This window comes from Caldicellulosiruptor diazotrophicus, from assembly GCF_017347585.1.
GTDB classification, from domain to species: Bacteria; Bacillota; Thermoanaerobacteria; order Caldicellulosiruptorales; family Caldicellulosiruptoraceae; genus Caldicellulosiruptor; species Caldicellulosiruptor diazotrophicus.
Genome location: NZ_AP024480.1, coordinates 519,995 through 546,182, shown reverse-complemented (window position 1 = coordinate 546,182; position 26,188 = coordinate 519,995). Strand labels below are relative to the sequence as shown.

Genomic DNA, 26,188 nt, shown 5'->3' with positions numbered 1-26,188 from the left:
CACCTCTCTCCCAAAAAGAATGATTTGCGCAAAAAATTGAGCTTTAAAATATTTATTCGAAAGAGACAATAGTAACAGGAGGCAACAATCCTGATTGGACCATTTCCAGGTCAAATTTCAGAGAAATGGAAAGATAAAAGTTCTTCTCTGCCTCTTTTCTTAATTTTTCCAATTGTTCTTGTGTTCCAAGTAGAGCTGCTGCAGGGGTGTTTTGAACTTCAATCACAAGTTCATTCTCACCAATTTTCAATGCCTCTGTTATATCCCACATAAAAGGCGAAAAAGCTCTTACACCAAGATATCTTTTATTTAACCAAACCTTTGCAGAGTACTTTACATTGGGGCAGTAGAGGAAAAGATGTTTATTTTTAATAAAGTCATCATGAAAAAACGAAAATATTTTTCTATAAACTACACTGCCAGAATAGTCACCAAAGCCCAAGCTTTGCCAATCTTTTAAATCTGAAAACAAAACAAAATCTTTATCAAAATGAATTTCCCAGTTATCGTTTAATTCCAAGACTGTCCGCGGTAAACTTCCAAGCAGATCTGTTTTTTGAATTCCATCTACATACTCATCACTTGCTATTAAAACCAAAGTCTGATATGGATGCATGTAGAGATCTAATTGTATATTATTACCATTACTTCTAATATTTGAGGCCATCAAAAATTTATTTCGCATTTGATCCCATATATATACATTTTTCTTGTAAAATTCCAATATTATCTTACCCAAAAATGAAGTAGATGAATCGTTGAAGAGAAAAATCAGATGATTGCCTTCTATTCTTTTATGAAGAACTCTAACGTCCCTGCTGTCTACAACAGTGATATCTTTTTCAACCATCTTTGATAGCTGCTCGATACTGTCAACAATCACACCCATTTCTCTATCTACAAAGTGGAAAAACGATGTAAATGTTTTGTTATAAACAAACAAAGGAGAGTTTTCGAAGAAAATAATCTTCCCTCCTTTACTTGAGAAAAGCTTTAAAAATCTGAACAGATCTTGTGGCAAATACTTTATAGGCGGAAGAATAACAATGTCGTATTCTTTTCTATTGTTAGCGTATATTCTATGGTTTTTAATTTCCAGATATTCTAAAAGAGAATGGTCAAAAAAATCAAAATCAATCTGGTTCTCTAAAAGTGCATTGCCAATTTCCATTGCTTTTGAAGCAGACATATTTTCACCTGCCCACAGATCCGGTGTAGGAAAGTAAACCAGAGCCTTTGTACAAGGGGTGCTTACATAGAGAAGATATGAAATGGTATTAATATACTTAATTACCTCTGGAAAGAAATAATTTTGTGGATGGTCATAAAGATACTTGAAGATTGAGGTCAAAAATAGATTTATGTCCATTGCAAACTGGTAATCAACCACCCATTTGATTTGTTCAACAGATATACCTTGTCCATATACTGCAAAACTCTCTGAAAAGGTCTGAGCAACATTTTTAATATGAGAAACAGAAGAAGCGTATTTAGGGAATATTGCTTTTTTGTCATACCAGATTTGTCTCCAAATTACATCAATTGCTGGAATATGAACATACTTCATATGCGAAAAGAACTGTCCTTCAGATTTGGTAAGGTGTTCTATCTTATCTTCATGATTTAGATGTACTACAAATTTGAGGCCATTTGCTTCACACCATTTGTAGATCTGCTTAAAGAAAGTATTTGTAAAAATATTGCTCCATACATCCCAGTAATCTGCTTTTACTCTTTTTATTTCTTCATCTAATTGCTCTTTAAAGAAATACGGTATGTACTTTTTGACATCGTATCCTTTTTCATTGTAAAATATATTAAATATATTGTCCGTATATGGTATTCCAGAAATTGAGTAATCAGGTTCGTCAGCAAAAAATCCAATTATTGTCTTTCCAAATTCTTCTCCTATATAAGCTTTGTATCTTTCATATACCTCACTTATGAATAGGTTGACAGCTTCATAGTCAAGATAATCACAAAGCGAATATGTAGTATCTTTAGCACCTGTTGGATGGTGAACATACCTTGTTGGAGATGTCCTGTAAGCTGAAGATATTACTTTTATTTGCCAGGTCGAATGATAGGGCAAGTATAAAAATCCAGCACTAAATTCAAACTTTTCAAAAGCAAAGTATTTATTTTGGTTCATGTCTTTGGCCAAAATCCCAATTGTACCAGAGTGAGGTTCAACTTCACATAAATTACCCTCAATAATAAACTCCTTCTCAACAATAATAGCCTTCATCCTTTTGTGAGGATACTTCTTATTAAAAGTTTCGCCAGCAAAGCCACTTGGATATGTCCCTTCATCGGCAATCCACACTTTAACTCCTCTTTTTTTAGCTTGGACAACTGCAAATTTTACCATTTCAAACCAACCATGTGTCAAATATTTAGGCGAAACATTGTGTCCTGCTGCAATTAATACTTGCTTAAAGCCAAGATTTGAAATATAATCAAGCTCAGCATTTATTCTGTTCTCGTTCATCTCATCAGAAAAAATCCACCAATGAATAATACTGGCAGTAGCTGGAGGGTTATTGATTTCATCAAAAAGAGAACTCAATTTTATACTCTCATTCATTGTATGCTTCCCCTTTCACATTTATTAGATTGATTTTGGCTTTATTTAATAAAAATTTTACACAAAAACATTTCAAATATCAATAAATATTAAATAAAACCACACAAAAATAAAACCTCCTTCTATTTTATCACTATAGAAGGAGGTTTATTTATATTCTTTTTATAAAAGGATCTTATTCAACTATAAACGGAAGAAGTGCTAAGATTCTTGTGCGCTTGATAGCTCGTGTTAGCTGTCTTTGATGTCTTGCACAGTTGCCAGTTGTTCTTCTTGGCATTATTTTGCCTCTTTCTGTGAGGAATTTCTTGAGCCTGTTTACATCTTTGTAATCTATCTCATATATTCTCTCAACACAGAATGAACATACTCTCTTTTTCTTTTTCTGTCTTGAGCTAACTCTTTCCATTGTTTGAGTAGCTTGAGCTTGCTGCTGATTTTGATTGTTGTTCAAACCTTTTCCCTCCTTTTTACTTAAATTTCCACTTTATCTAAAATGGCAGGTCGTCTTCTATACCCTCATCAACATCATTATTTTTTGATGGAATTTTTACATCCTCTTCGAAAAAGTTCTCAAGTTCGCTTTCAATTGTCTCATCATCTAAGTCAGGCAAAATAATGTCTTCTTTCACCTCTGTTTCGCTGTCAACCGGCACATCCTTAGGTTTTGGTTCTGCAAAGTAAATCTCTTCGGCCACAACCTCGGTGATGTAGTGACGCCTATTTGCCTCATCATCCCACGTGCGAAGCTGAAGCCTTCCTATTACCACAACTTGCCTTCCTTTTTTGAGATAGTTTTTTGAAAACTCGGCAAGCCTGCTCCACGCAACAATCGGGATAAAATCGGCATCCTGGTCATTTTCGCGTTTAAAACGTCTGTTGACAGCAAGCGTGAAGTTTGCAACGGGGGTATTGTTGGCAGTAAGCCTAAACTCAGGGTCGCGCGTTAAGCGACCCATCAAAATAACCTTATTCAAAAAAGCCGCCCCCTCTTATTTTTCAAGCTTTACAATCAAGAACCTAATAACCCCGTCTGTAATTCTGTAAACCCTCTCAAGCTCGCGTGGGAACTCAGGCTTGCTTGTAAATTGCATTAGAACATAGTATCCTTCTGCATGCTTGTCTATCTTGTATGCAAGCCTTCTTTTTCCCCACTCTTCAACATTTAAAAGCTGTCCATTGCTTGAGATAAGGTTTTTGAACTTTTCGATGAGGTTTGCCCTTGCCTCATCGTCAAGTGCGGGGCTTATAATAAATACTGTTTCATACTTTCTCTCAACCACAAGCTTTCACCTCCCTTTTAGACTTAAAGGCCCCCAAAGCTCTTTTTGGGAGCAAGGGAAGATCAATTTTTCTTCCCACAACATGCAGTATTTTATCATAAAATGCGCTTTAAAGTAAATAACCTATTTTTATTTCGAAAAATAGGCTGCAACCTCTTTCAAAAGTCTTCTAATTGGCAGATTTTGTGGACATTTTGTCTCGCAAACACCACACTCAACACAATTTTCTGCTCTCTCTTTTTCTTTTTTTGCATAATCATTTTTCATCTCCTGATACATGTTATACATGCTTGCTTGATTGTAAATGCTAAAATTCCACGGAATATCAATGCCCTGTGGACATGGCATACAGTATTTGCACTCTGTACAGTTGACTTTTCTCAATTCATTATACTTTTGCGCAACCCTTTCAACAAGCTCAAGTTCCTCGTCAGTTAAACTTCCCACTTCATATTTACTTGCATATTCAATATTTTCTTTTACCTGCTCTAGTGTACTCATACCACTTAAGACAATCGACACTTCTTTCTGGTTCCAGAGCCATGAAAGTGCCCACTCAACAGGTGTTCTTTTGATAGGTGCTTTTTCCCAAAGCTGTCTTATCTCTTGAGGCGGCTCTTTTGCAAGCCTTCCCCCCAAAAGTGGCTCCATGATAACAACTGCCATTCCTTTTGCGGCTGCGTATTTGAGCCCCTCTTCCCCTGCCTGATAGTTTCGGTTGAGGATATTGTACTGTATCTGGCAGAACGTCCAGGAGTAGCTGTCAACAATCTCTTTGAATGTAGCTACATCGTCATGGAACGAAAACCCAATATATTTTATCTTACCCTCAAGAAGCACTTTTTCAATCCACTTAAAGATGTTCATCTCTTTTAGCTTCTTCCAGTGGTTTTTGTTGAGAGCATGCAAAAGATAAAAGTCAATATAGCTTGTATCAAGTCTTTTTAGTTGCTCATCCAAAATCCTATCAGCATCATCAAAATTATTTACCTGCCAGACAGGAAGTTTTGTTGCAACCTTAACCTTTTCTCTATATCCCCCTTTCAAAGCTTTGCCAACCAAAACCTCACTGTTACCACCATGATATACATACGCTGTGTCAATGTAATTGATTCCATTGTCGATTGCAAAATGCAGCATTTCAATTGCTTTTTCTTCGTCAATCTTCGAATAGTCACCATCCAAGATTGGAAACCTCATTGCACCAAATCCAAGAGCAGACACCATAAAGCCTGTTTTCCCAAAGGGTCTGTACTTCATTTCAAAAACCCCTCCAGTGTATGGTTTATTTAAAAAATGCTTTATGTTTATATTTTACCTTACTTTAAAAAGAATTTAAACACAAAAAAGCTGCAGAAAATCTTCTGCAGCTTTTAGATATTTTCACAAATGATTTTTCCCATCTGCTTTGTTCCAACAAGCTTACAATTTTCTGTGTAGATATCTCTTGTTCTATACCCTTCTTTGAGAGCAATCTTTACAGCATTTTCTATAGCCTTTGCAGCATCTTCCATGTCAAAGCTGTAACGCAGCATCATCGCAGCAGACAAAATTGTTGCAATTGGGTTTGCCAAATCTTGTCCTGCAATGTCTGGGGCAGTTCCGTGAATTGGCTCGTAAAGGCCTACCCTGCCTTCGCCAAGTGAGGCTGAGGCAAGCATTCCAATCGAGCCTACAATCATTGAAGCCTCATCAGACAAAATGTCACCGAACATGTTGGAAGTAAGTATAACATCAAACTGTGATGGGTCTTTTACAAGCTGCATTGACGCATTGTCAACATACATGTGAGAAAGCTCCACATCCGGATAATCTTTTGCAACCTCTTCAACAGTTTCTCTCCAGAGCCTTGAAGATTCTAATATGTTTGCCTTGTCAACAGAGGTTACTTTTTTCTTTCTCTTTCTGGCGGCTTCAAACGCAACCTTTGCAATTCTTTCTATTTCACTTACTGAATAAATTTCAGTGTCATATGCAACTTCTTCACCATTTCTTATTTCTCTCCCCTTAGGTCCAAAATACATACCACCAATTAGTTCTCTTACAACCAAGATATCTATACCCTTTGATACAATCTCTTTTTTCAAAGGCGAAGAATCTTTTAATTCATCATAGAGCACTGCAGGTCTTAAATTTGCATAAACTTTTAGTCCTCCTCTGAGCTTCAAAAGAGCTTGTTCAGGTCTCAAATTTCCGGGAAGATCATCCCATTTTGGTCCACCAACAGCACCCAAAAGAGTTGCTTCACATTTTTTAACAAGTTCTAAATCTTCCTCTCTAATTGGCACACCATACTTGTCGATTGCACATCCGCCAGCGTCAATGAAGATATATTCAAATTTAACTCCAAACTTAGAAGATATCTTATCAAGAACAATTAGCGCTTGTTCAATTACTTCAGGACCTATTCCATCACCAGGAATTACAGCTATCCTATGCATCTTTTTTCAACTCTCCTTTTACAAACTCTATAAGTCCGCCTGCTTTCATTATGTTTTGCATAAACTCAGGAAAGGGTTTTGCTTTAAACTCTTTACCTTTTGTTAGATTTTTAATTATTCCATTTACAAGGTCAACTTCCACCTCATCTCCAGCTTCTATACCATCTACTGCCTCTTCACACTCAACAATTGGAAGACCAATATTTATTGCATTTCGATAGAAAATCCTTGCAAATGACTTTGCAACAACACAAGAAACTCCACATGCCTTTATTGCAATTGGTGCATGTTCCCTTGAAGAGCCACAGCCAAAGTTTTTCCCTGCAACCAAAATGTCACCTTTTTGAACCTTGTTCATAAACTCCTTATCCAAATCCTCTAAACAATGCTTTGCAAGCTCGTTGGGGTCAGATGTGTTAAGATATCTTGCAGGAATAATAACGTCTGTGTCTATGTTATCATAATACTTGTGAGCTTTACCTTTGAAAATCATCTATTCTTCATCTCCTTTCATTCCAAGCTCTTCAGGTGATCCGATATAGCCTAAAACTGCTGATGCTGCTGCAATTGCTGGGGATGAAAGATAAACTTCACTGCTTGGATGACCCATTCTGCCAACAAAGTTCCTATTTGTTGTTGCCAAAGCCCTCTCACCATCTGCCAAAATCCCCATGTGTCCGCCAAGACATGGACCGCAAGTGGGTGTTGAAACAACACATCCAGCGTCAATGAATATTTCAATGAGTCCCTCTTTTAATGCCTGCTTGTATATATTCTGTGTTGCAGGGAATATAATACATCTGAGCCCTTTTTTAACCTTTCTTCCTTTTAAGATCTTTGCTGCAATCCTCAAGTCTTCAATTCTGCCATTTGTACAAGAGCCAATCACAACCTGGTCAATATAAATCTTTTCTGTTATCTCATCTATTGTTTTTGTGTTCTCTGGAAGGTGTGGAAACGCAACCGTAGGCTTAATCTTGGAAATATCAATCTCATAAACCTCAGAGTACTCTGCATCTTCATCTGCCTTAAAAATTTTGTATGGTTTTGTTGAGTGATGCTTTACATACTCTATTGTTTTCTCATCAACCTCAAATATGCCATTTTTCGCACCTGCTTCAATTGCCATGTTAGCGATGGTGAACCTGTCATCCATTGAAAGTGATTTTAAACCCTCTCCCGTATATTCCATTGACTTGTAAAGTGCACCATCAACACCTATCATACCAATAATGTGAAGGATAATATCCTTCCCAGATGTCCAGCCAGTTTTTTTGCCGTAGAGCACAAACTTGATAGCCTCTGGTACTTTGAACCAGCACTTTCCTGTTGCCATTGCACATGCCATGTCAGTAGAACCAATTCCTGTTGAAAAAGCACCCAATGCCCCATATGTGCATGTATGAGAGTCTGCACCAATTACCAAATCACCCGGCACAACAAGTCCTTTTTCTGGCAAGAGTGCATGTTCAATACCCATCTCGCCAACTTCAAAATAATTTGTAATTTCATACTTTTTAGCAAACTCGCGAACCATCTTGCACTGCTGAGCAGACTTTATGTCTTTGTTTGGAGTAAAATGGTCGGGAACTATCGCAATTTTATCTTTGTCAAAAACCCTGTCAATCCCTATCTTTTCAAACTCCTTTATTGCAACAGGTGTTGTAACGTCATTCCCCAAAACAAGCTCAACATTTGCAAAAATCAAGTCTCCTGGCTCAACATATTCTTTTCCTGCATGGTGCGCCAAAATCTTTTGAGACATTGTCATTGGTTTTGACATATTTAAATTTCACCCCTGAACTTATTTTGTGATTTATTTTAGTATACCTGTATACAGTTTTCAATAATTTATTTTTTTATTCTGATAAAAAATATCATGTTTTTTGCAAACAAAAAGGGGCCTTACAGGAAAGTTTCTTTTAAAAAAAGCCCCTAATATTCAAAAATCTTATTGATTTTTCTCTGTTAGCATTTCAGATATTTGATCCTCTTCTTCAATTGTAAGAACATTTTTAAGGTCAAGAATAATAATCATATCGTCGTTGACACGCGCAATCGAATCAATGAATTTTCGTTTGATTCCCCTGATGCTCTCACTTGCCTTTTCAATCTTCTCATCTTCAATTTTGAGTATCTCAGAGACATCATCAACCAAAAATCCAAGCTGGAATTTGGAAAGCTCTACAATGATTATTTTCTGTGCTTCTGCATTTGACTCAATCTCGAGCCGTTTTGCAAGGTTATAAACTGGGACAGATGTGCCTCTCACATCAATTATTCCTTCAACATACTGGGGCATACTTGGTACCTTTACAATCTTATTTGGCTTTATAATCTCAACAATCTCAAGTATGTCAACACCAAAGCTGTAATCACCCACATTGAAAATGACATACTGTTTCATGCAACTTCCTCCTCGTTTCTAAATTTCTTCAGGTATGCATTTATGAAGACATCTATCTCACCGTCCATTACTGCCTCAACATTTCCTACTTCTGTCTCTGTCCTGTGGTCTTTTACCAAAGTATATGGGCAAAATACGTAAGACCTAATTTGATTTCCCCAGCCAATCTCTGTCTGCTCACCTTTAAGCTTTTGAATCTTCTCTCTTCTTTCCTTTTCTTTGAGCTCTAACAGTTTTGCTTTTAAGATTTTAAGTGCAATTTCTCTGTTCTTGTGCTGGGACCTCTCATTCTGGCATGTCACAACAATACCTGTTGGAATATGCTTTATTCTAACAGCAGACTCTGTCTTGTTAACATGTTGACCACCTGCCCCAGATGCTCTGTATGTGTCTATCTCAAGGTCTTCTTCCTTTATCTCAATGTCCGTGTCATCTTCAACCTCAGGCAGAACCTCAACCGCTGCAAAGGAAGTATGTCTTCTTCCTGCTGCATCAAAAGGTGAAATTCTCACAAGCCTGTGAACTCCTTTTTCAGCTTTCAGATACCCATAAGCATTCTCACCAACTATGCGAACTGTAACATTTTTTATACCCGCCTCTTCACCAGGAAGAATGTCCAAAGTTTCAACTTTGTAACCTTTTTTTGCAGCCCAGCGCGTATACATCCTAAGTAACATCTCTGCCCAGTCCTGAGCTTCTGTTCCGCCTGCACCCGCATGAATTGAGAGTATTGCATTGTTTTTGTCATAGGGACCGTTTAAAAGGACCTCTATCTTGAAATCCTCTATTTTCCTTTCAAGGTCCAAAAGCTCTTTTTCAAGCTCTTCTGCCATCTCGTGATTGCCTTCTTCTATACTGAGTTCTGTTAATACTTTCAAATCATCCCATTGAGAATACAGTCTTTGGAACCTTTCTATCTTGTCCTTTAGCCTCTTTATTTTCTGTAAAACTTTTTGAGAGTTTTCTAAATCCTGCCAAAAATCAGGACTCGAAGTCTCACTCTCCAACGATTTCAGTTCACTTTCCAGCCTGTCGATGTCAAAGAGAAACCCTCATTTCCTTGAGGTCTTCTTCTGCCTTCTCAAGCCTCTGCAAGATTTCTTCAAGCATAAGCATATTTTAAAACCACTCCTTCTAATTATGATTTTAAAAAATCAAACTGCACCACAGCATTTTTTATATTTTTTACCACTGCCGCAAGGACATGGATCGTTTCTTCCAACCTTCTGTGTGTTCACAACAGGTTTTCTTACAGGTGTGTCTGATGGTGCGTTTTCATACATCTCTTTTGCAACTCTTTCTCTTTGAGGCATATTTTCAACATTTGCATGAAGTATGATTTTTATTGTGTCCTCTTGGATTCTCTTTATCATTTCATCAAACATCTCAAACGCTTCGAACCTGAACTCAACAATTGGATCTTTTTGCCCGATTGCACGAAGAGATATACCTTCTCTCAGCTGCTCGACAGCATCTATATGCTCCATCCAGTGCATGTCAACAACTCGCAAAAGCACAACCCTTTCAAGCTCGCGCATAAGCTCGCCAACTTCTTGTTCTTTCTTCTCATATTTTTCTTTTGCAATTGAGATGAGCTTTTCTTTTAGCTCCTGTTTTGTCATATTTTTTGCATCCTGCTCAGAAAGCTCACTGTCCAAGAATATAAACTTCAAATCCTGCAAAAGACCTTTTATATCCCAGTCTTCAGGATGAGGACTTTCACCTGTGTATACCTTTATCTTGTAATCCACAAGCTCATCTATCATGCCCAAGATAGAGTCTCTTAAGTTCTCACCTTCTAAAACTTTGCGTCGCTGGGAGTATATTATCTCTCTTTGCTTGTTCAAAACATCGTCAAACTGCAAAAGGTGTTTTCGTATCTCAAAGTTTCGCGCTTCAACCCTTTTTTGTGCCTTTTCAATGGCATCAGACAAGAGCTTATGTTCAATCGGCTGGTCATCAGGAAGTCCCAGCGACTCAACAAGATTTTTAATCCTCTCAGACCCGAAAAGCCTCATTAGATCATCTTCAAGCGACACATAAAATCTTGACTCGCCAGGGTCACCCTGACGACCTGATCTTCCGCGAAGCTGGTTGTCTATTCGCCTGCTTTCATGCCTCTCTGTGCCAATTACTTTGAGGCCCCCAAGCTCAGCAACACCTTCGCCTAAAACAATATCTGTTCCGCGGCCTGCCATGTTGGTTGCAATTGTAACAGCACCTTTTTGACCAGCCTTTGCAATTATCATTGCTTCTTTTTCATGATGTTTTGCGTTTAAAACCTCATGTTTTATACCATGTTTTTTTAGCATCTCGCTCAGCATCTCAGACTTCTCAATTGACACTGTACCAACCAAAACAGGCTGACCTTTTTTATGAGTCTCAACAATCTCCTGAACAATTGCCTCAAACTTTGCCTTTTCTGTCTTGTAAACCTTGTCTGGATGGTCAATTCGTATCATTGGTTTATGAGTTGGAATTTCTATAACATCAAGCTTGTAGATTTCTCTGAATTCCTGCTCTTCAGTTTTTGCAGTACCTGTCATACCAGCAAGTTTTTTGTACAGCCTGAAATAGTTCTGAAAAGTTATTGTTGCCAAAGTTTTGCTTTCTCTTTCTATCCTCACACCCTCTTTTGCCTCTATTGCCTGGTGAAGTCCTTCAGAAAATCTTCGTCCGTACATAAGTCTACCTGTAAACTCATCAACAATTATTACCTGCCCATCTTTTACAACATAGTCCCTATCTCTTTTCATAAGAGCATGAGCTTTCAGTGCCTGGATAATGTGATGGTGAAGAGTTGCATTTTCCGGGTCAGCTAAATTTGTAACACCAAAATATTTCTCAGCTTTTTTTATCCCCTCTTCTGTAAGCGAAACTGTATGTCTTTTTTCGTTTACTATATAGTCATAGCCGGTTGTATCAGGCATTTGTTTGTCGTCATCACTGTTATAATAAAAAGGCTTTAGTCTTCTTACAAAACTGTCTGCTCTTTTGTAAAGGTCTGTTGACTTTTCAGCAGGACCTGAGATTATAAGAGGCGTTCTTGCCTCATCAATCAAGATTGAGTCAACCTCATCTATTATTGCATAGTTTAGCTCTCTTTGCACAAGCTCTTCTTTGTAAATTGCCATGTTGTCTCGCAAATAATCAAAACCAAATTCATTGTTTGTCCCATAGGTAATATCACAGTTGTACGCTTTTTTCCTCTCTTCATGATTAAGACCATGTACAATAACCCCAACAGAAAGTCCCAAAGAGTTATAAATAGGTCCCATCCACTCAGCGTCTCTTTTTGCCAAGTAGTCATTGACAGTTACTATATGAACACCCTTACCTTCTAAAGCGTTCAAGTACGCAGGTAGAGTTGCCACAAGGGTTTTACCTTCACCAGTTTTCATCTCTGCAATCCTACCCTGGTGCAAAACTATACCGCCTATGAGCTGTACTCTAAAATGGCGCATCTTTAAAGTCCGCCAAGCAGCTTCTCTCACAGCTGCAAACGCTTCTGGCAGGATATCGTCCAAAGTTTCGCCATTTTTTAGCCTTTGTTTGAATATATCTGTCTTTTGCCTTAGCTCTGCATCTGTTAACTTCTCATATTCCGGGGCAAGTGATTCTATCTTGTCAACTATTGGCAAGATTTTTTTAATCTCTCTTTCGCTGTAGCTTCCGATTAGCTTTTCAATAATCTTTAACATGTTTCCACCCTCGATTTTTTCAAAAATTTTTTGGACAGTTCAAATAATTATTTTATCACTTCTTAAGTCTATATTCAAACAAAAATCCGCTCAAAGACAAACAGTCTTTGAGCGGGGGCAGTAATGATCTTAATTTTTTCTTTTGTTAAAAACTTTTAATACTCAGGTTCAATTAAACCATACGCACCGTCGTTTCTTTTATACACTACATTAACTTTATCTGTGTCCTGATTTAAGAATACAAAGAAGCTGTGACCAAGCAAATTCATCTGCAAAATTGCCTCTTCAACACTCATTGGCTTTATAGGGAACTTCTTTGTTTTAGCAATTCTAAACTCACTATTTTCTTCTTGAACCTCTTTTTCTGGCTCTTCTAATTCAAACGTTATATATCGCAAAGACTCTGCGTCTTTCGCCCTTTTAGCTATTTTTGTCTTGAACTTTCTAATTTGTCTTTCCAAGGTATCAACAACCAAATCTATGGCACTGTACATATCGTTGCTTCTCTCTTCAGCTCTCAAAATCATTCCATGGAATGGTATTGTTACTTCAATTATGTGTGAAATTTTTTCAACACTCAAAGTTACATGAACATCTGTGTTAAGCTTTATATACCTTTCAAGTTTTGAAAGTTTTTTTTCAATCCTCTCTTTTAGGGCATCAGTTACTTCGATGTTTTTACCACTGATAATAAAGTTCATCATATTGACCATCCTTTCTATGTAGAAGGTTTTGTTTTGATATTATATATATACCACCAATTTCGACTTATTTACACAAAAATTTTTTCCACAGAATTATCCACAATTCACAATAAGCAAATATTCGTTCTGTTTAAAAATGAGTTGTGGATAATGTGGATAACTCTGTGGATATGTTATTTCCCAAGTTTCTTTGGTTGTTGAAAAGTTACTTTTTGCTTTTAAGCAAACAAAAAAGGCACACACATCTTCTTTTACATGCATGTGCCCTTGAGGATAAATGTTTTCTATAAATTCTGTTTTAAAAACTCAACAATCTCGTTTGACTTTGGGGGACACCCCTGTTTGCACACATCAAAAGCTTTTGTGCAGCTTCCAATTCCTATTCCATCCATAGCTTTTCCTTTATAGCCTTGTCCAATATAGAGCTTTTTTGAAAGTTTTTTTAAAAACCCTTGCTCGTCTAATCTCATAAGAGCACTTATAAGGTTTGCATAACATACCGAACATGCATCTCTTTCTTCAATATATTTTGCATATCTTGAAACAATTGAAGATCTTTTTGAAATTCCAGTTGGTTTTTTCTCAGGATTTATTTCTATGAGATTATACTCACCTGTTTTCCCAACACCCAATTTTTCTGCCAATCTTATGTATTCAATCTCATAGGGGTCATATCCCAAATGCTCGGCAGCAAAACTGTCTATCAATACCGGGTCAAAACCAAGGGCTATAAAATCCTTCTCAACAGGATTTCCTCCCTCTTCAAAGTCAGGGTCTGGCATAATACTGTCTACTATTATAAGATGTGTCTTTATTGCTTTGTTTAAATACGCAATTGGTTTGTGAAGACCAAGTGTATGAAACCTTCTCTTTTCACTGTCTGGAATAAGCCCTTTGAGATTTTTCAAAGCACAGGTAAGTTGTGTCTGGCAGTGACCTTTCAAAAGTGGAACGTTTATTAAAAAGTCATAGCTATAAACCTGGCTACAAATGTTCAGCTCAAACCCATCAACATTTATCTTCAAAGGCCTATCTTCTTTTGTGTCAATAAGCTTTACACCGTATCTTTTTGCAATCTCAGTATACCCACAAACTTCAAACGCCCTTTTTGTGGAAGCGCCAAGCCATGCGCCTTCCATAATTGTAATTTCGTCAAATCCATTTTCTTTTAAATACTCTACAATTCCTTCAACAATATGCGGATTGGTTGTAGCACCTGAGGTGTACGGCTTTGCAACAACCAAATTGGGTTTTATAGCAATTTTGCTCTTCATAGGGATATATCTTTTTACATCAGCATATTCAAGAAGCTGTTTTGTCATAGATTTAGCATCTTTACCGTAGATAATGTAAATATTGTTGTTCATGTTCATTCTTCCTTTCATTCTTTTATTGTAATTTCTGTGTCAGGAAAGAAACCTTTGAGCTTGTTTATAACATCCTGATCAGACATAGCATCTTCTTTAAAAGGCTCTTGTTTTTCCACATCAACAGAAACTTCGCCTTCATACCCCACAATTCTCTTTAGAACTGACTTAAAATACTCCATGTTTCTAATCAAAACATCTGCAAACACACTATCTTCTTGTTTAAAACACACCTTTACACCATTTTCTATCCTCAAGCTGGCATTTTGAAGAACATGCGAAAGTCCCGGCTTTTCCTCCTTGATAGCTTCTTTTATTTCCTGCCACCTGTTCAAAATCTCAGATAATGAAAAAGATGTATTGCTATCCACACCTTCTGCGCTTTTGTCAGCTATATGCGGGGTCTTTTGCTCTTGTTTTGTAGATTGAGCCTTGTCAAGTTTCATGGCTTCAAAAGCCTTGGGATTTTCAGAAAACCGGGAAAGTTTTGTCTCAAGTTTTCGCACTCTCTCAATGAGCGTTTCAAATGAGGTGTCAAACTGGCTGTCGCAAAGTTTTATTGTATTTATCTCAAGCAAAATCTTTGGAAACCTTGTCCAGCGTATCTGGTTAGCGGTGTCAATTAGCATTTTTATTATTGAAACAAGTCTGTTTGAGTCAACAAGGTTTGATATATTTATAACAAAATCTTTATCACTCTCAAGCATATCAACTAAGACATCTTTTGCGCCAAGTCGCAAAATCAATGCACTTCTTAAAAGTTTCACAGACTCTTCTAAAAAGGTATTGACATCCATTCCTTCATCCCAAAGCTTATTTACAACTTTTAATCCTTTGTTTGAATCATTTTCTACAATGGCAGCAATAAATTCTTTCACAATCTCGGTTGATGTAACACCCAAAAGGTTTGCAACAAACTTGTATGTTATGTGTTCATCAGATGTATTTATGCATCTTTCTAATATGGTCAAAGCATCCCTCAGAGCTCCTTCTGCCTTTTGTGAAATCAAATAGAGGGCATTATCGTCAATCAAAATATTTTCCATCTGAACAATCTTTTTGAGTCTTTCATAAATGTCTTTCACAGAAATCCTTTTAAAATCAAATCTCTGACACCTTGATAGAATAGTTGCAGGCACTTTCTGGATATCTGTGGTTGCCAGAATAAAAAGTGCATGGGAGGGGGGCTCTTCAAGGGTTTTTAAAAGCGCGTTGAAAGCCCCTGTTGAAAGCATGTGTACCTCGTCTATTATATACACCTTCTTTTTGCACATAGAAGGTGGGTATCTGACCTCGTCCCTGATTTGCCTCACGTCGTTGACACTTGTATTTGATGCAGCGTCAATTTCTAAAACATCAAGTGTCTTTTCGTCTAAGATGCTTCTGCATACCTCACATTCGTTGCATGGATTCCCATCCTTGGGGTTCAAGCAGTTCACAGCTCTTGACATTATCTTTGCGGTTGTTGTTTTGCCAGTACCTCTCGGGCCGCAAAAGATGTATGCGTGTGCTATTCTATCTTGTTTTATCTGGTTTTTTAACGTTTTGGTTATATGCTCCTGGGCAACAACATCTTCAAACACTTTTGGTCTGTATTTTCTATAAAGTGCTATGTGCATACTTATCACCCTTTTTCTACATTTTGAGTTTTTCCACAACAGCAAACTCTATTTGTCTTAGCGGCACATTAGCATCAATGAGCATTACTTTTACCCTGTCACCTATCTTGTAAACCTTTTTCGACTTTTCGCCTATCAGCTGATAAGTCTTTTCATTAAAGACATAATAATCATCCTCTAAAGAGCTGACTCTTACTAAGCCTTCTATTGTATTTTCAAGCTCCACAAAAAATCCAAATGGTGTTACATTCGAAATAATTCCTTCAAAGACCTGACCAATCTTGTCTTGCATAAATTCAACCTTCTTGAGGTCAACCGTTTCACGTTCTGCTTCTTCTGCAACTCTTTCTCTCTGTGATGTCCACTTTGCAATCTCTGGCATTTTAAGTTTGAGCCTCTGAATTTTTTTCTCTGTCATTCTACCTTTTAAAACATCCTTCATAATCCTGTGTATCACAAGATCAGGATATCTTCTTATTGGAGAGGTAAAGTGACAATAGTATTCTGTCGAAAGACCAAAGTGACCAAGGTTTTCTTCACAGTACCTTGCTTTTTTGAGAGACCTCAAACACAGCGTATGAATAACCCTTTCTTCTGGCGTGCCACGGCTTTGTTCTAAAACTGCCTGCAAAGCTTTGGGATGTACCTTGTTCGAAATACCTTTTAAAATATACCCCATGTTGTATATAAACTCAGCAAACTGATAAATCTTTTCTATATGAGGCTCTTCATGAACCCTGTACAAAAACGGAACATTTAGCCAGTAGAAATGATTTGCAACTGTCTCGTTGCAAATTAGCATAAACTCTTCAATTATTTTATTAGAGATTGTAAGCTCATATCGGATAACGTCTATGGGTTTGCCGTTTTTATCAAGTATGACTTTTGTCTCGTCAAAATCAAAATCCAAAGCCCCTCTTTTCATTCTCTTTTCTCGCAGGATAAGCGCAAGCTCGCGCATAAGCTCTAAATCTTCTCTTATATGTTCATACCTTTTCAAAAGATCTTTGTCCTCTTCTTTGAGAATCTTTGTAACATTTGTATACGTCATTCTTTCTTTACTTCTTATAACACTTTCAAAGATGTTATGTTTCACAACATTTCCATACTTGTCAATCTCCATCATAACAGAAAATGTCAACCTGTCAACGTTGGGGTTAAGTGAACAAATACCATTTGAAAGTTTAAACGGAAGCATTGGGATGACTCTGTCAACAAGATATACAGACGTTCCGCGCCTGTAAGCTTCTTTGTCAAGATGTGTGTTTGGCTTTACATAGTGGCTAACATCTGCAATGTGAACACCTAAAAGATAGTTCCCATTTGGAAGTTTTTGGATAGATACTGCATCGTCAAAGTCTTTTGCATCTTCACCATCGATTGTAAAGATTGTTAAGTCGCGCAGGTCAACTCTTCCTTCTAAATCCTCTTCTGTCACTTCATCTGGAATATTCTCAACTTCTTTTAGTACCTCTTTTGGAAATTCCTCATCAAGTTCATATTTCTTGATTATTGAGAGAATGTCAACACCTTTGGCATTTTCATACCCCAAAATCTCAACAATTTTCCCTTCAGGGTTTCTTCTTTTTTCAGGATATCTTGTAATTTCAACAACTACTTTCTGCCCTGTCTTTGCCTTATTCTTACCGCTTTTTGGAATATAGATATCATATATTATTCTCTGGTCATCTGGAATAACAAACCCAAAGTTCTTACTATCTTCATATCTTCCAACAACTTTTGTAATACCTCTTTTTAAAATTCTTTCAACATATCCTTCAATTCTTTTACCTTCAACAGGAACAGCAGAAAGTGCCTTGACAAGCACTCTGTCGCCATGCATAGCACCATTCATGTTTTCTGGTGAGATATAAATGTCAGGAACACTTGGATTGTCAGGAATCAAAAAACCATAACCACGTGGGTTTACCTCAAGCACTCCTGCAAACAAATTCATCTCTTCGGCAAGACCAAACCTGCCACGTTTTGTTCTTACAATCTTTCCTTCCTGCTCAAGTTCATCAAGAATCTTTTTTAATAACTTCTCATCTTTTTCCTGCCAGTTCAAAATATCAAAGATCTCTGAAAAGGTCATAGGATGATAACTTTCTTCCTGAAAAAGATTTAAAACCTCCTGCTTTTTCTCTTCAAATTTAATTTTTTTCACAGGACTATCACATCCTTTTTTTTAATTTACAAACCAAGTTCATTAGATATTCTTTGCATAGCTTTAAGGGCTATTCTTAAAAATTCTTCAAGATCAAGTCCAAGCTCAGAACATGCTCTCATCTGATCTCTGTTTGCACCTTTTGCAAAGCTTTTTTCATTGAATCTGTTCATCAAAAACGAAACAGTAACATCAGATAGTTTTTTTGATGGTAGAATCAGCGCGCCTGCTACAATAAAACCTGAAGTTGGATCAACACAGTAAAGAGCTTTATCCAAAAGTGAAAGTCTTGGAAGACCATGCGCGTCGTTGTGAACCTTCACAGCATACACAATGTCCTTGTCAAACCCCAAATCCTCCAAAATTTTTGCGCCAACCAAGCTATGTGTACTTGGGTCATTTTTTGTTTCCTCATAATCTATATCATGGACAAGCCCGCAAATCCCCCACTTGTCCATATCCTGTTCAAAATAACATGCAAGCTCGCGCATGATAGCCTCGCAAGCCAAACAGTGTTTGAAAAGATTCTGTGTCTTTATTCTCTTTTTGAGCTCCTCAAGTGCAACTTCACGTGTAATGCTCATTCTTAAAACCTTCCTCCTTTTGTACTAAGCGTTTTTTAAGATCTTGTGAACATTCATGGTTAAAATAAAAACCCAAGGTTGACATTCAACCTCAGGTTTTACTTTATTACAAAGAATAAAACTATTGATACCACAAAGAAAGCTGCTGCAACTATCCATGTGTATCTTCCAAGCATAGCATCAAGAGTTCTTCCCTTGTACTTTCCAAAAAATGTCTCAGCACCACCTGCAATTGACCCAGAAAGCCCTGCACTCTTGCCTGACTGCAAAAGCACAACAATTATAAGTGCAATTGCTAAAAGAAGCTCCAAAACAGTTAGAATTATCTTTGCCATTGTGGTTTAAAACCTCCTAAAAATTTAGTATTGACTTGCACAAATTACAGGTCAACTTCCCTGCACTTTGTCTCAACAAGCTTAATTTGACCTTCTTTGTCCTCACCTAAAAGTAAATCACACATCTCTTTTGCTTTAGCGTTTGTGAGAAAGATATCTTCAACTTTTCTTCCATCTTTGTATTCAATCTTAACATAGAAGACTTTCAATGCATTCACCTTCCCTGCAAAAAGCCATAAAAACCATACTAAAATTATATCACAAGATAAGAAAAATTCAATTAAAATGATAATCTTTAATCCAAATACTCCCCAACAAAAACCTCCTCGGCAGGTCCTGTCATAAAAACTATACCGTCTTCTTGCCACTCTATTTCAAGAATTCCAAAATAAAGGTGGACATTTGCTTTTCTTTCTGTAAGTCCATTTAAGTTTGCTGCTATCACAGAAGCACAAGAACCCGTGCCACATGCAAATGTAGCCCCTGCACCTCTTTCCCAGGTTCTTACCTTTATATTATTCTTGTCAATCACCTGAACAAAGTTGACATTTGTCTTTCTTGGAAAAGCCTCATGCTTTTCTATTTTTGGTCCTAACGTATAAATGTCCACTTTTTCAACATCATCAACAAACAAAATAGTGTGCGGAACACCCATCAAAAGAGATGTAATTCTGTATTCATTGCCATCAACTACAATAGATGTATTTATGGCATCACTTTCTGGGTCGCCTTGCATTGGTATATCTTTTCTTTTAAAGCTGGGCTTTCCCATATTCACTTTAACTTTATCAACAAGTCCATATTCGTTTACAAAAAGCTCTGGCTCAATTATGCCTGCCAACGTTTCAACTTTGAATTTAGTGGCTTTCACAATTCCTCTTTCATATACATATTTTGCAAAACACCTGATTCCATTTCCGCACATCTCAGCTTCAGAGCCGTCAGAGTTGATAATTCTCATCCTGATGTCAGCAATATCTGAATTTAATACAAGCAGCAGACCGTCTGCTCCAACTCCAATGTGTCGATGGCACATCCTCTTTGCAAGCAAGTTATAATCTATATCCTCTTTGCCTCTTGCATCTATTACAATAAAGTCATTTCCAAGCCCGTGCATCTTTGAAAAAAGCATTTCTTGAACCTCCTTTTAAAAAGTTTTAATTTCTCAGCGAAATTATAGGTGGTGGAACTCTTCCTCCACGTTCAATCAACCTTTTTGGTGAACTTCTGTTGATACTCATCACCTTTGATCTTCCTAAAAGCCCACCAAAGTTGACCTCATCCCCTTCTTTTTTGCCATATGCAGGAATCACGCGCACAGCTGTTGTTTTGTTGTTGTAAACGCCAATCGCAATCTCATCTGCAATTATAGCAGAGATAACTTCAGCTTCTACATCGCCTGGCACAACTATCATATCAAGACCGACAGAACATACACTTGTCATTGCCTCAAGTTTTTCTATCGATAGTGCTCCTGCCTCAACAGCCCTTACCATTCCAGAGTCTTCTGATACAGGTATAAATGCTCCAGAAAGTCCACCTGTAAATGTTGCAGCCATCGCTCCGCCCTTTTTTACAGCATCATTCAAAAGCGCTAAAGCAAATGTTGTGCCATATCCGCCAACCTTTTCAAGTCCCATCTCTTCAAGTATCTCTGCAATGCTATCACCAACTTTCGGTGTTGGTGCAAGCGACAAATCTACAATCCCGGCTGGAATTTGGAGCTTTTTGCTTGCATACTGCATAACAAGCTGACCAGCCCTTGTTATTTTAAATGCCATCTTTTTTATTGTCTCATAAATCTCATCAATTGAAGCATCTTTCTTCTCTTCCAATGCTCTTTTCACAACACCAGGGCCTGAAATTCCCACATTTATGCAACAATCTCCCTCGCCTGTCCCATGAAACGCACCTGCCATAAATGGATTATCATCTGGTGCGTTTGCAAATACAACAAACCTTGCACATCCGAAACTGTCTTTATCCTTTGTTTTTTGTGCAATATCTTTTATTATAAACCCAAGATAGGCAATCACATCAAGGTTAATACCCGACCTTGTTGTGCCAACGTCAACCGAAGAACAAAGCCTTTCTGTTGATGCCAATGCATCTGGAATAGAAGATATGAATTTTTTAGTATTTTCATCATAGCTTTTGTGAACAGCCGCAGAGTAACCACCTATCAGATCAACCTCAAGCTCTTTGGCAATCTCATCAATGGCTACTGCTACCTTTATCAGATCTTCATATGAATAAGAAAAGGTCAAAAGAGAAATAGGTGTAAGAGCTACCCTTCTGTTGACAATTGGAAGTCCAAACATATCCTCAATCTCATTTGCCACATTTCTGAGATTTCCCGCATATTTTATAATCTTTTTTCTCATGTTATCAATAAACCTCTGTGGAATGTCTGAGCAACAATCAAAAAGACTTATCCCAACTGTGATTGTTCGAATATCCAAGTTGCTTTGCTTTACCATATTAATAGTTTCAATTATCTCCTGTGATGTGAACATTCTGCTTTCATCTCCTCAAAAACAAAAATTACTATATCCTGTTTATGCTATTGAAAAGGTCTTCGTGCTGCATATTTACATCAACGCCTATTTCCTGCCCTTTTTTCATGAGAAGTTCTTTCAGCTCAGAAAACTTCAATTTGCACTCTTTTAGGTCAACAAGCATTATCATAGTAAAAAATCCCTGCATAATTGTCTGGCTTATATCAAGAATATTTACATTGTTCTGGGCAAGTAAGCTCGAGATTGCTGCAATTATGCCAACTTTATCTTTACCAACAACTGTTATTATTGCTCTCATGTCTCTTTTCCTCCAAAAGTTTTATGATAAAGATTTTTGAATTTCAAAGCCTTTCTAAAACTTCACTGTACTCAGGAATTGCAGGAATAGCACCTTTTTTGGTTGCACACAGAGCACCTGCTATGTTTGCTTTTTTTACAATATTTACAATTTCATCTTCTGATAGATTTTCAACTGGCAAAGATTTTAAGATTTCATGCAAAAACATGCCGACAAAACAGTCTCCACATCCAGTTGTGTCAACAACATCAACCTTTATTGTATCAACAAAATATGACTTTCCTTTAAAGAAAACCATGCTACCCTTTTCGCCAAATGTCACAAGGAAAATCTTTACCTTGTCTTTTATTCGGTTATAAAAGTAATTTACACCCTTTTCATATAACAAAACCTCTTCCTCGGACATTTTCAGAATATCCACAAACCCATTTTCAACAGGTTCAATCATGGTCTCTAAAGCCTTTTTTTGGCTTTCCCACAGGCTACTTCTGTAGTTTGGGTCATATGAGATTGTGCTGCCACTTTGTCTTGCAATCCTTAAAAGCTCTAAGGTGGTTCTTTTGTTTTGTTCATATGTCATTGAAAGTGAGCCAAAGTGAAATATATCAGCTGACTTTACGATATTCATATCAATATCTTCCACTTTTAGGTAAACATCTGCACCATATTTTCTTGAGAACGAAAAAGACCTTTCACCTTTGCTATTTAGCTTTACAAACGCAAGTGTTGTGAAATATTCATCTGTCATTTTAACATTTGAAATATCAACACCACAGGCAGAAAGGCTATCTATAATCATTTTGCCAAACATGTCATTCCCAACCTGTGAGATTAAATACGATTTTCCTCCAAACTTTGCAACTGCTGCTGCCACATTTGCCGGTGCACCGCCCGGGTTTGCTTCAAATAGGTTATCTTTTACATTCAAAAAATCTATTAAAACCTCTCCGTAGCAGACAACTTTCAAAAACTAATCGTCCCCTTTCCTTTGAGTATAATATTATTATAGAACATTTAATATTCAGAAGTGAAGAAATAATAGGGTAAAACATATATAGAAAAACTTATTCTTGACTGGATATGTCATTCGGATACAAAACTTTTGACCTGTATTTTGGTATTCTGAGCAAGGCTTAAAGATGTTTGAATACAAAAAAATTGGTGCACAGAAAGTCTTATCTGTGCACCAAAATATTTTATTAAGTAAAGGGGGTCTTTCAGTTAAATATTTTTCCCTTTTTGTATTCTTTCATACATCAAAAACCTTAAAAACTAACAATTTAAAAAAGTTATAATCCTCCTTTATAGAGTTCCCAGTTCCACATCCCTTCAAAACTTTAACAAAAACCTATTTATGCCATCAACAAAAAGGAGGTATTATTACAGGTTTGCTACCTTGACAGGTTGTTCGAACAAACCTCTTTTTACCTCTGTAGTTGTCATGTGGCTTGCTTTGAGCATCTCTGTGATGTAGTTGCAAGCTTGCCACGGGTCGACTCTCTCGCCGCATGTAAATACATCAACTGCTGCATAGCCAAGCTCTGGCCATGTGTGAATTGTCAGGTGTGACTCAGATATTACAACAACCCCACTTACACCCTGTGGTGAAAACTTGTGGAATGCTACCTCTCTTACCTCTGCACCTGCTTTGAGCGCTGATTCTACCATTATCTTCTCAATCAGCTCGCGGTTGTTGAGCACTTCCTTGTCACACCCGTAAAGCTCTGCTATTATGTGCCTGCCCAATGCGTGCATCTTCTCTACCTCCTTCTTGGAATTTACTCTTTTCAAGTAACAGAATTTATTTTAGCAAAATTTTTTCAAAAGTCAATATATTTTTTTAAAAAATATCATTTTCCTTTAAATTTTTAAATTAGCTCTCGTTTTCTTATCAAAATCTTTGTTTTTCTCTTTCTTATCCTATTATATGATTGAAAATTTAAAAATGAACGTTGAATACTTTTTCTATAGCCTGTGCAAAACCGCTATCATCACTTTTTGCAACAACAAAGTCAGCAGCCTCTTTTAACTCTTCAACTGCATTTTCAACAGCAACCCCTATCCCTGCATATTCAATCATTGAAATGTCATTGTCACCATCACCAATTGCCATAACCTCTTCTCTTTTCAAACCATAGTACTCGATCAAAAACTTAAGTGCATTTCCCTTTGAAACATTTATATCTGTAAATTCCAAGAAGAAGGGTTTTGAAAACATTATGTTAAATTTTTTGGTAAAATCCTCTGGAAGACTTTCTTTTAACGCTTTCAATCTTTCATGTTCATCAAAAAACAAAACTTTTGTAACAGGTCTTTCGATAACTTCAAGTAAATTTTCAACTATATGTGGCTCAAGTTTTGTAAGATTTTTGTAATACTCTGTCTTTTCGTTCATAGCTTCAACATACCATATATTGTCAATGTAAATGTGAATGTGAATATCTACATCTTTTGCAAGCCTTACAAGTTCTTTTGCACTATCTGGGCTAATCTCACAACCATAAAGTTTTTGATCAGTTTTGGGGTCATAAACAAGTGCGCCCTGGTATGTTATCATTGGGTAAAAATTCTCAAGTTCATACGCCACTTTTTTAACAGAAGGATAAGGCCTTCCTGAAGCTAATATCAAAATAATATTGTTTTTCTTTAAAAATTCAATAGCTTTTAAATTTTTTTCAGTTATTGTTAACTCCTTTGATAGTAACGTATCATCTATATCTGTTGCAACAAGTTTGATCATCTTTTTTGTTTCTCCTTTCTTTCATTTATGTCAAAATACAAAAAACGGTTTGGATATTGAAAACATGAACAACATCGTTCACGATATCAATATCCAAACCTTTTTAGTTTATAAAAACCTTTTTACTTTAAATGAACATATATTACATTTCCTGTCATAAGCTTCGGATAAAAGTATGTGGATTTTTGAGGCATCTTTTCGCCGCTTAAAGATACATCTTTTAATTCCTCAACAAGCGTTGGATTTAAAATAAATCCATATTTTGCACCCTTGTTTACTGTTTCTATTAACTCTTCAATAGACTTGGTATACTTTATGTTTCTCTGGTATAGAATATCTTCATCTGTAATTTCAAGAACTTTATTAAAAACAAGTTTTTGTAATATCACAACATCAAGATTTTTATAAGCTTTACTTCCTTCAATCTCTTTTAAGGAATCTTCAGGTTCTTTTAATGTAATTAGATAGAAATTATGATTATATGTGTAAACTAAAAATGCATATTTTTTCTTTGCTTCTAATTTCTCTTTTAAGTTTTTGTAATCCCCTTGTTCAATTTCAAAATCTGCTTTTAACTTTTCCATAAATATATCTTCTTCAACATCCGATGAAAGAACAATTCTATGTGTAGGCAAAATAATTATTCCTGGGTCTTCTAAACTTGTTAGTGTAATCATTATATAGTTATAATCTGCATTATCTCGTTTGCCTTCTTTCTGTTCCATCTCTTTCTTATATTCAAGTGCTGTTTCATACCTGTGGTGACCATCTGCAATAAATATCTTCTTATCATAAAAAAGCTGTCTCAATTTCTCAATTATATCACTGTCAGATACAACCCACATTCTCTCAAATGTACCAATGCCCTTATAAGAAACATCTTCTTTTTTCGATTTTATTGTATCTAAAATTTCTTTAATTTCTTTTGTCTTATCCTCATAAAGTCCAAATATACTGCTTATATTAGCATGTGTCTTTCGCATAAGCTCAAGTCTTTCTTGTTTCGGTTTTGAAAGCGTAAATTCATGAGGTATAACTATACCTTTTTCAAATTCAACAAGCTCAAGAGCAACAATTAGCCCTGTGCGAACATGCTTCTTCCCATCCACTTCAAATTCCTGTTCAAGAACATAAATGCAATCTTTTGAGTCAAATTTCAAAATTCCTTGCTTTATCCAGTTATCTAAGTATTCTTTTGCACGAGTAAACTTGTTATTCTCCTGGTTATCATTCTCAAACTCTTTCCCAAACTCAACTCGTATTATATTGTATTCGCTCTTTCTATAAAGTTCTTCTCTTTCCTCTTCAGAAATAATATCGTAAGGAGGACATATGCACTTGTCAAGTTCAATTTCAGGCGAATATCTCAAACCTCTAAACCCTTTGATGTTAGCCATACTACACCATAACCCTTTCTACTTTATATTTACTATTTT

The 26,188-nt window shown here is 36.6% G+C and carries 25 protein-coding genes; all 25 read right to left on the bottom strand.

From position 1 onward, the window contains the following. Positions 1 to 52: 52 nt before the first annotated feature. The 25 genes from CaldiYA01_RS02440 to CaldiYA01_RS02320 all read right to left on the bottom strand — a co-directional run bounded on the left by CaldiYA01_RS02440 (position 53) and on the right by CaldiYA01_RS02320 (position 26,149). Complete coding sequence (locus tag CaldiYA01_RS02440; RefSeq protein ID WP_207180971.1) at positions 53 to 2,587, bottom strand: glycosyl hydrolase; 2,535 nt, start codon at positions 2,585 to 2,587, stop codon at positions 53 to 55. Positions 2,588 to 2,762: 175 nt separating this feature from the next. Continuing rightward, the gene (gene rpsR, locus CaldiYA01_RS02435; RefSeq protein ID WP_207182709.1) at positions 2,763 to 2,996 is read right to left on the bottom strand and encodes a 30S ribosomal protein S18; all 234 of its coding nucleotides are present in this window, start codon (positions 2,994 to 2,996) and stop codon (positions 2,763 to 2,765) included. An 82-nt stretch (positions 2,997 to 3,078) separates the two neighbouring features. Beyond that, positions 3,079 to 3,564, bottom strand: coding sequence for a single-stranded DNA-binding protein (locus CaldiYA01_RS02430; RefSeq protein WP_207180969.1), 486 nt, complete (start codon positions 3,562 to 3,564; stop codon positions 3,079 to 3,081). 15 nt (positions 3,565 to 3,579) lie between these two features. Then, entirely contained in the window at positions 3,580 to 3,870 is a 291-nt protein-coding gene (rpsF, locus tag CaldiYA01_RS02425; RefSeq protein ID WP_207180967.1) for a 30S ribosomal protein S6, read from the bottom strand. 129 nt (positions 3,871 to 3,999) lie between these two features. After that, entirely contained in the window at positions 4,000 to 5,130 is a 1,131-nt protein-coding gene (locus tag CaldiYA01_RS02420) for an aldo/keto reductase (protein ID WP_207180965.1), read from the bottom strand. 113 nt (positions 5,131 to 5,243) lie between these two features. Continuing rightward, complete coding sequence (gene leuB, locus CaldiYA01_RS02415) at positions 5,244 to 6,311, bottom strand: 3-isopropylmalate dehydrogenase (RefSeq protein ID WP_207180963.1); 1,068 nt, start codon at positions 6,309 to 6,311, stop codon at positions 5,244 to 5,246. Further along, positions 6,304 to 6,804 (bottom strand): 3-isopropylmalate dehydratase small subunit, encoded by a 501-nt coding sequence (gene leuD / locus CaldiYA01_RS02410; protein WP_207180961.1) that lies wholly within the window; start codon positions 6,802 to 6,804, stop codon positions 6,304 to 6,306. Before leuD ends, leuB begins: the two co-directional genes overlap by 8 nt. Continuing rightward, on the bottom strand, positions 6,805 to 8,094 hold the full coding sequence (gene leuC / locus CaldiYA01_RS02405) for a 3-isopropylmalate dehydratase large subunit (RefSeq protein WP_207180959.1): 1,290 nt from the start codon (positions 8,092 to 8,094) through the stop codon (positions 6,805 to 6,807). Positions 8,095 to 8,262: 168 nt separating this feature from the next. Continuing rightward, entirely contained in the window at positions 8,263 to 8,718 is a 456-nt protein-coding gene (locus CaldiYA01_RS02400) for a chemotaxis protein CheW (RefSeq protein ID WP_207180957.1), read from the bottom strand. After that, positions 8,715 to 9,834, bottom strand: a protein-coding gene (prfB, locus tag CaldiYA01_RS02395) for a peptide chain release factor 2 (RefSeq protein ID WP_207180955.1) whose coding sequence is annotated in 2 segments (ribosomal slippage) — positions 8,715 to 9,758 and positions 9,760 to 9,834 — 1,119 coding nt in all. Because the reading frame shifts where the segments join, the coding sequence is not laid out codon by codon here. The genes CaldiYA01_RS02400 and prfB overlap by 4 nt, the downstream gene beginning before the upstream one ends. A gap of 38 nt (positions 9,835 to 9,872) precedes the next feature. Then, positions 9,873 to 12,419, bottom strand: a complete 2,547-nt coding sequence (secA, locus tag CaldiYA01_RS02390) for a preprotein translocase subunit SecA (protein ID WP_207180953.1) — start codon at positions 12,417 to 12,419, stop codon at positions 9,873 to 9,875. A 155-nt stretch (positions 12,420 to 12,574) separates the two neighbouring features. After that, on the bottom strand, positions 12,575 to 13,120 hold the full coding sequence (gene hpf, locus CaldiYA01_RS02385; protein WP_207180951.1) for a ribosome hibernation-promoting factor, HPF/YfiA family: 546 nt from the start codon (positions 13,118 to 13,120) through the stop codon (positions 12,575 to 12,577). A gap of 287 nt (positions 13,121 to 13,407) precedes the next feature. After that, positions 13,408 to 14,490 carry a DUF362 domain-containing protein gene (locus tag CaldiYA01_RS02380; protein ID WP_207180950.1) on the bottom strand — a complete coding sequence of 361 codons (1,083 nt, stop codon included), beginning with the start codon at positions 14,488 to 14,490 and terminating at the stop codon, positions 13,408 to 13,410. 14 nt (positions 14,491 to 14,504) lie between these two features. After that, positions 14,505 to 16,109: a DNA polymerase III subunit gamma/tau gene (gene dnaX / locus CaldiYA01_RS02375; protein ID WP_207180949.1), complete on the bottom strand. Its 1,605-nt coding sequence runs from the start codon at positions 16,107 to 16,109 to the stop codon at positions 14,505 to 14,507. A 16-nt stretch (positions 16,110 to 16,125) separates the two neighbouring features. Continuing rightward, positions 16,126 to 18,276, bottom strand: a complete 2,151-nt coding sequence (gene rnr, locus CaldiYA01_RS02370; protein ID WP_207180947.1) for a ribonuclease R — start codon at positions 18,274 to 18,276, stop codon at positions 16,126 to 16,128. A gap of 26 nt (positions 18,277 to 18,302) precedes the next feature. After that, the gene (locus CaldiYA01_RS02365) at positions 18,303 to 18,860 is read right to left on the bottom strand and encodes an HDIG domain-containing metalloprotein (RefSeq protein WP_207180945.1); all 558 of its coding nucleotides are present in this window, start codon (positions 18,858 to 18,860) and stop codon (positions 18,303 to 18,305) included. Between the two features lie 98 nt (positions 18,861 to 18,958). Continuing rightward, on the bottom strand, positions 18,959 to 19,195 hold the full coding sequence (secG, locus tag CaldiYA01_RS02360; RefSeq protein WP_207180943.1) for a preprotein translocase subunit SecG: 237 nt from the start codon (positions 19,193 to 19,195) through the stop codon (positions 18,959 to 18,961). A gap of 44 nt (positions 19,196 to 19,239) precedes the next feature. Next, positions 19,240 to 19,404, bottom strand: coding sequence for a hypothetical protein (locus CaldiYA01_RS02355; protein ID WP_238480644.1), 165 nt, complete (start codon positions 19,402 to 19,404; stop codon positions 19,240 to 19,242). Between the two features lie 86 nt (positions 19,405 to 19,490). Continuing rightward, complete coding sequence (gene dapF, locus CaldiYA01_RS02350) at positions 19,491 to 20,327, bottom strand: diaminopimelate epimerase (RefSeq protein WP_207180941.1); 837 nt, start codon at positions 20,325 to 20,327, stop codon at positions 19,491 to 19,493. A 25-nt stretch (positions 20,328 to 20,352) separates the two neighbouring features. After that, positions 20,353 to 21,711 (bottom strand): PFL family protein, encoded by a 1,359-nt coding sequence (locus tag CaldiYA01_RS02345; protein WP_207180939.1) that lies wholly within the window; start codon positions 21,709 to 21,711, stop codon positions 20,353 to 20,355. Between the two features lie 31 nt (positions 21,712 to 21,742). Beyond that, positions 21,743 to 22,012, bottom strand: coding sequence for an ACT domain-containing protein (locus tag CaldiYA01_RS02340; RefSeq protein WP_207180938.1), 270 nt, complete (start codon positions 22,010 to 22,012; stop codon positions 21,743 to 21,745). Positions 22,013 to 22,055: 43 nt separating this feature from the next. Continuing rightward, positions 22,056 to 22,979, bottom strand: a complete 924-nt coding sequence (locus tag CaldiYA01_RS02335) for a carbohydrate kinase family protein (protein WP_207180936.1) — start codon at positions 22,977 to 22,979, stop codon at positions 22,056 to 22,058. A gap of 413 nt (positions 22,980 to 23,392) precedes the next feature. Beyond that, positions 23,393 to 23,767, bottom strand: a complete 375-nt coding sequence (gene speD / locus CaldiYA01_RS02330) for an adenosylmethionine decarboxylase (RefSeq protein ID WP_011916845.1) — start codon at positions 23,765 to 23,767, stop codon at positions 23,393 to 23,395. A 184-nt stretch (positions 23,768 to 23,951) separates the two neighbouring features. Then, positions 23,952 to 24,752, bottom strand: a complete 801-nt coding sequence (locus CaldiYA01_RS02325) for a Cof-type HAD-IIB family hydrolase (RefSeq protein WP_207180934.1) — start codon at positions 24,750 to 24,752, stop codon at positions 23,952 to 23,954. A 122-nt stretch (positions 24,753 to 24,874) separates the two neighbouring features. After that, the gene (locus CaldiYA01_RS02320; protein WP_207180933.1) at positions 24,875 to 26,149 is read right to left on the bottom strand and encodes a DUF1015 domain-containing protein; all 1,275 of its coding nucleotides are present in this window, start codon (positions 26,147 to 26,149) and stop codon (positions 24,875 to 24,877) included. Between the last annotated feature and the right edge of the window lie 39 nt (positions 26,150 to 26,188).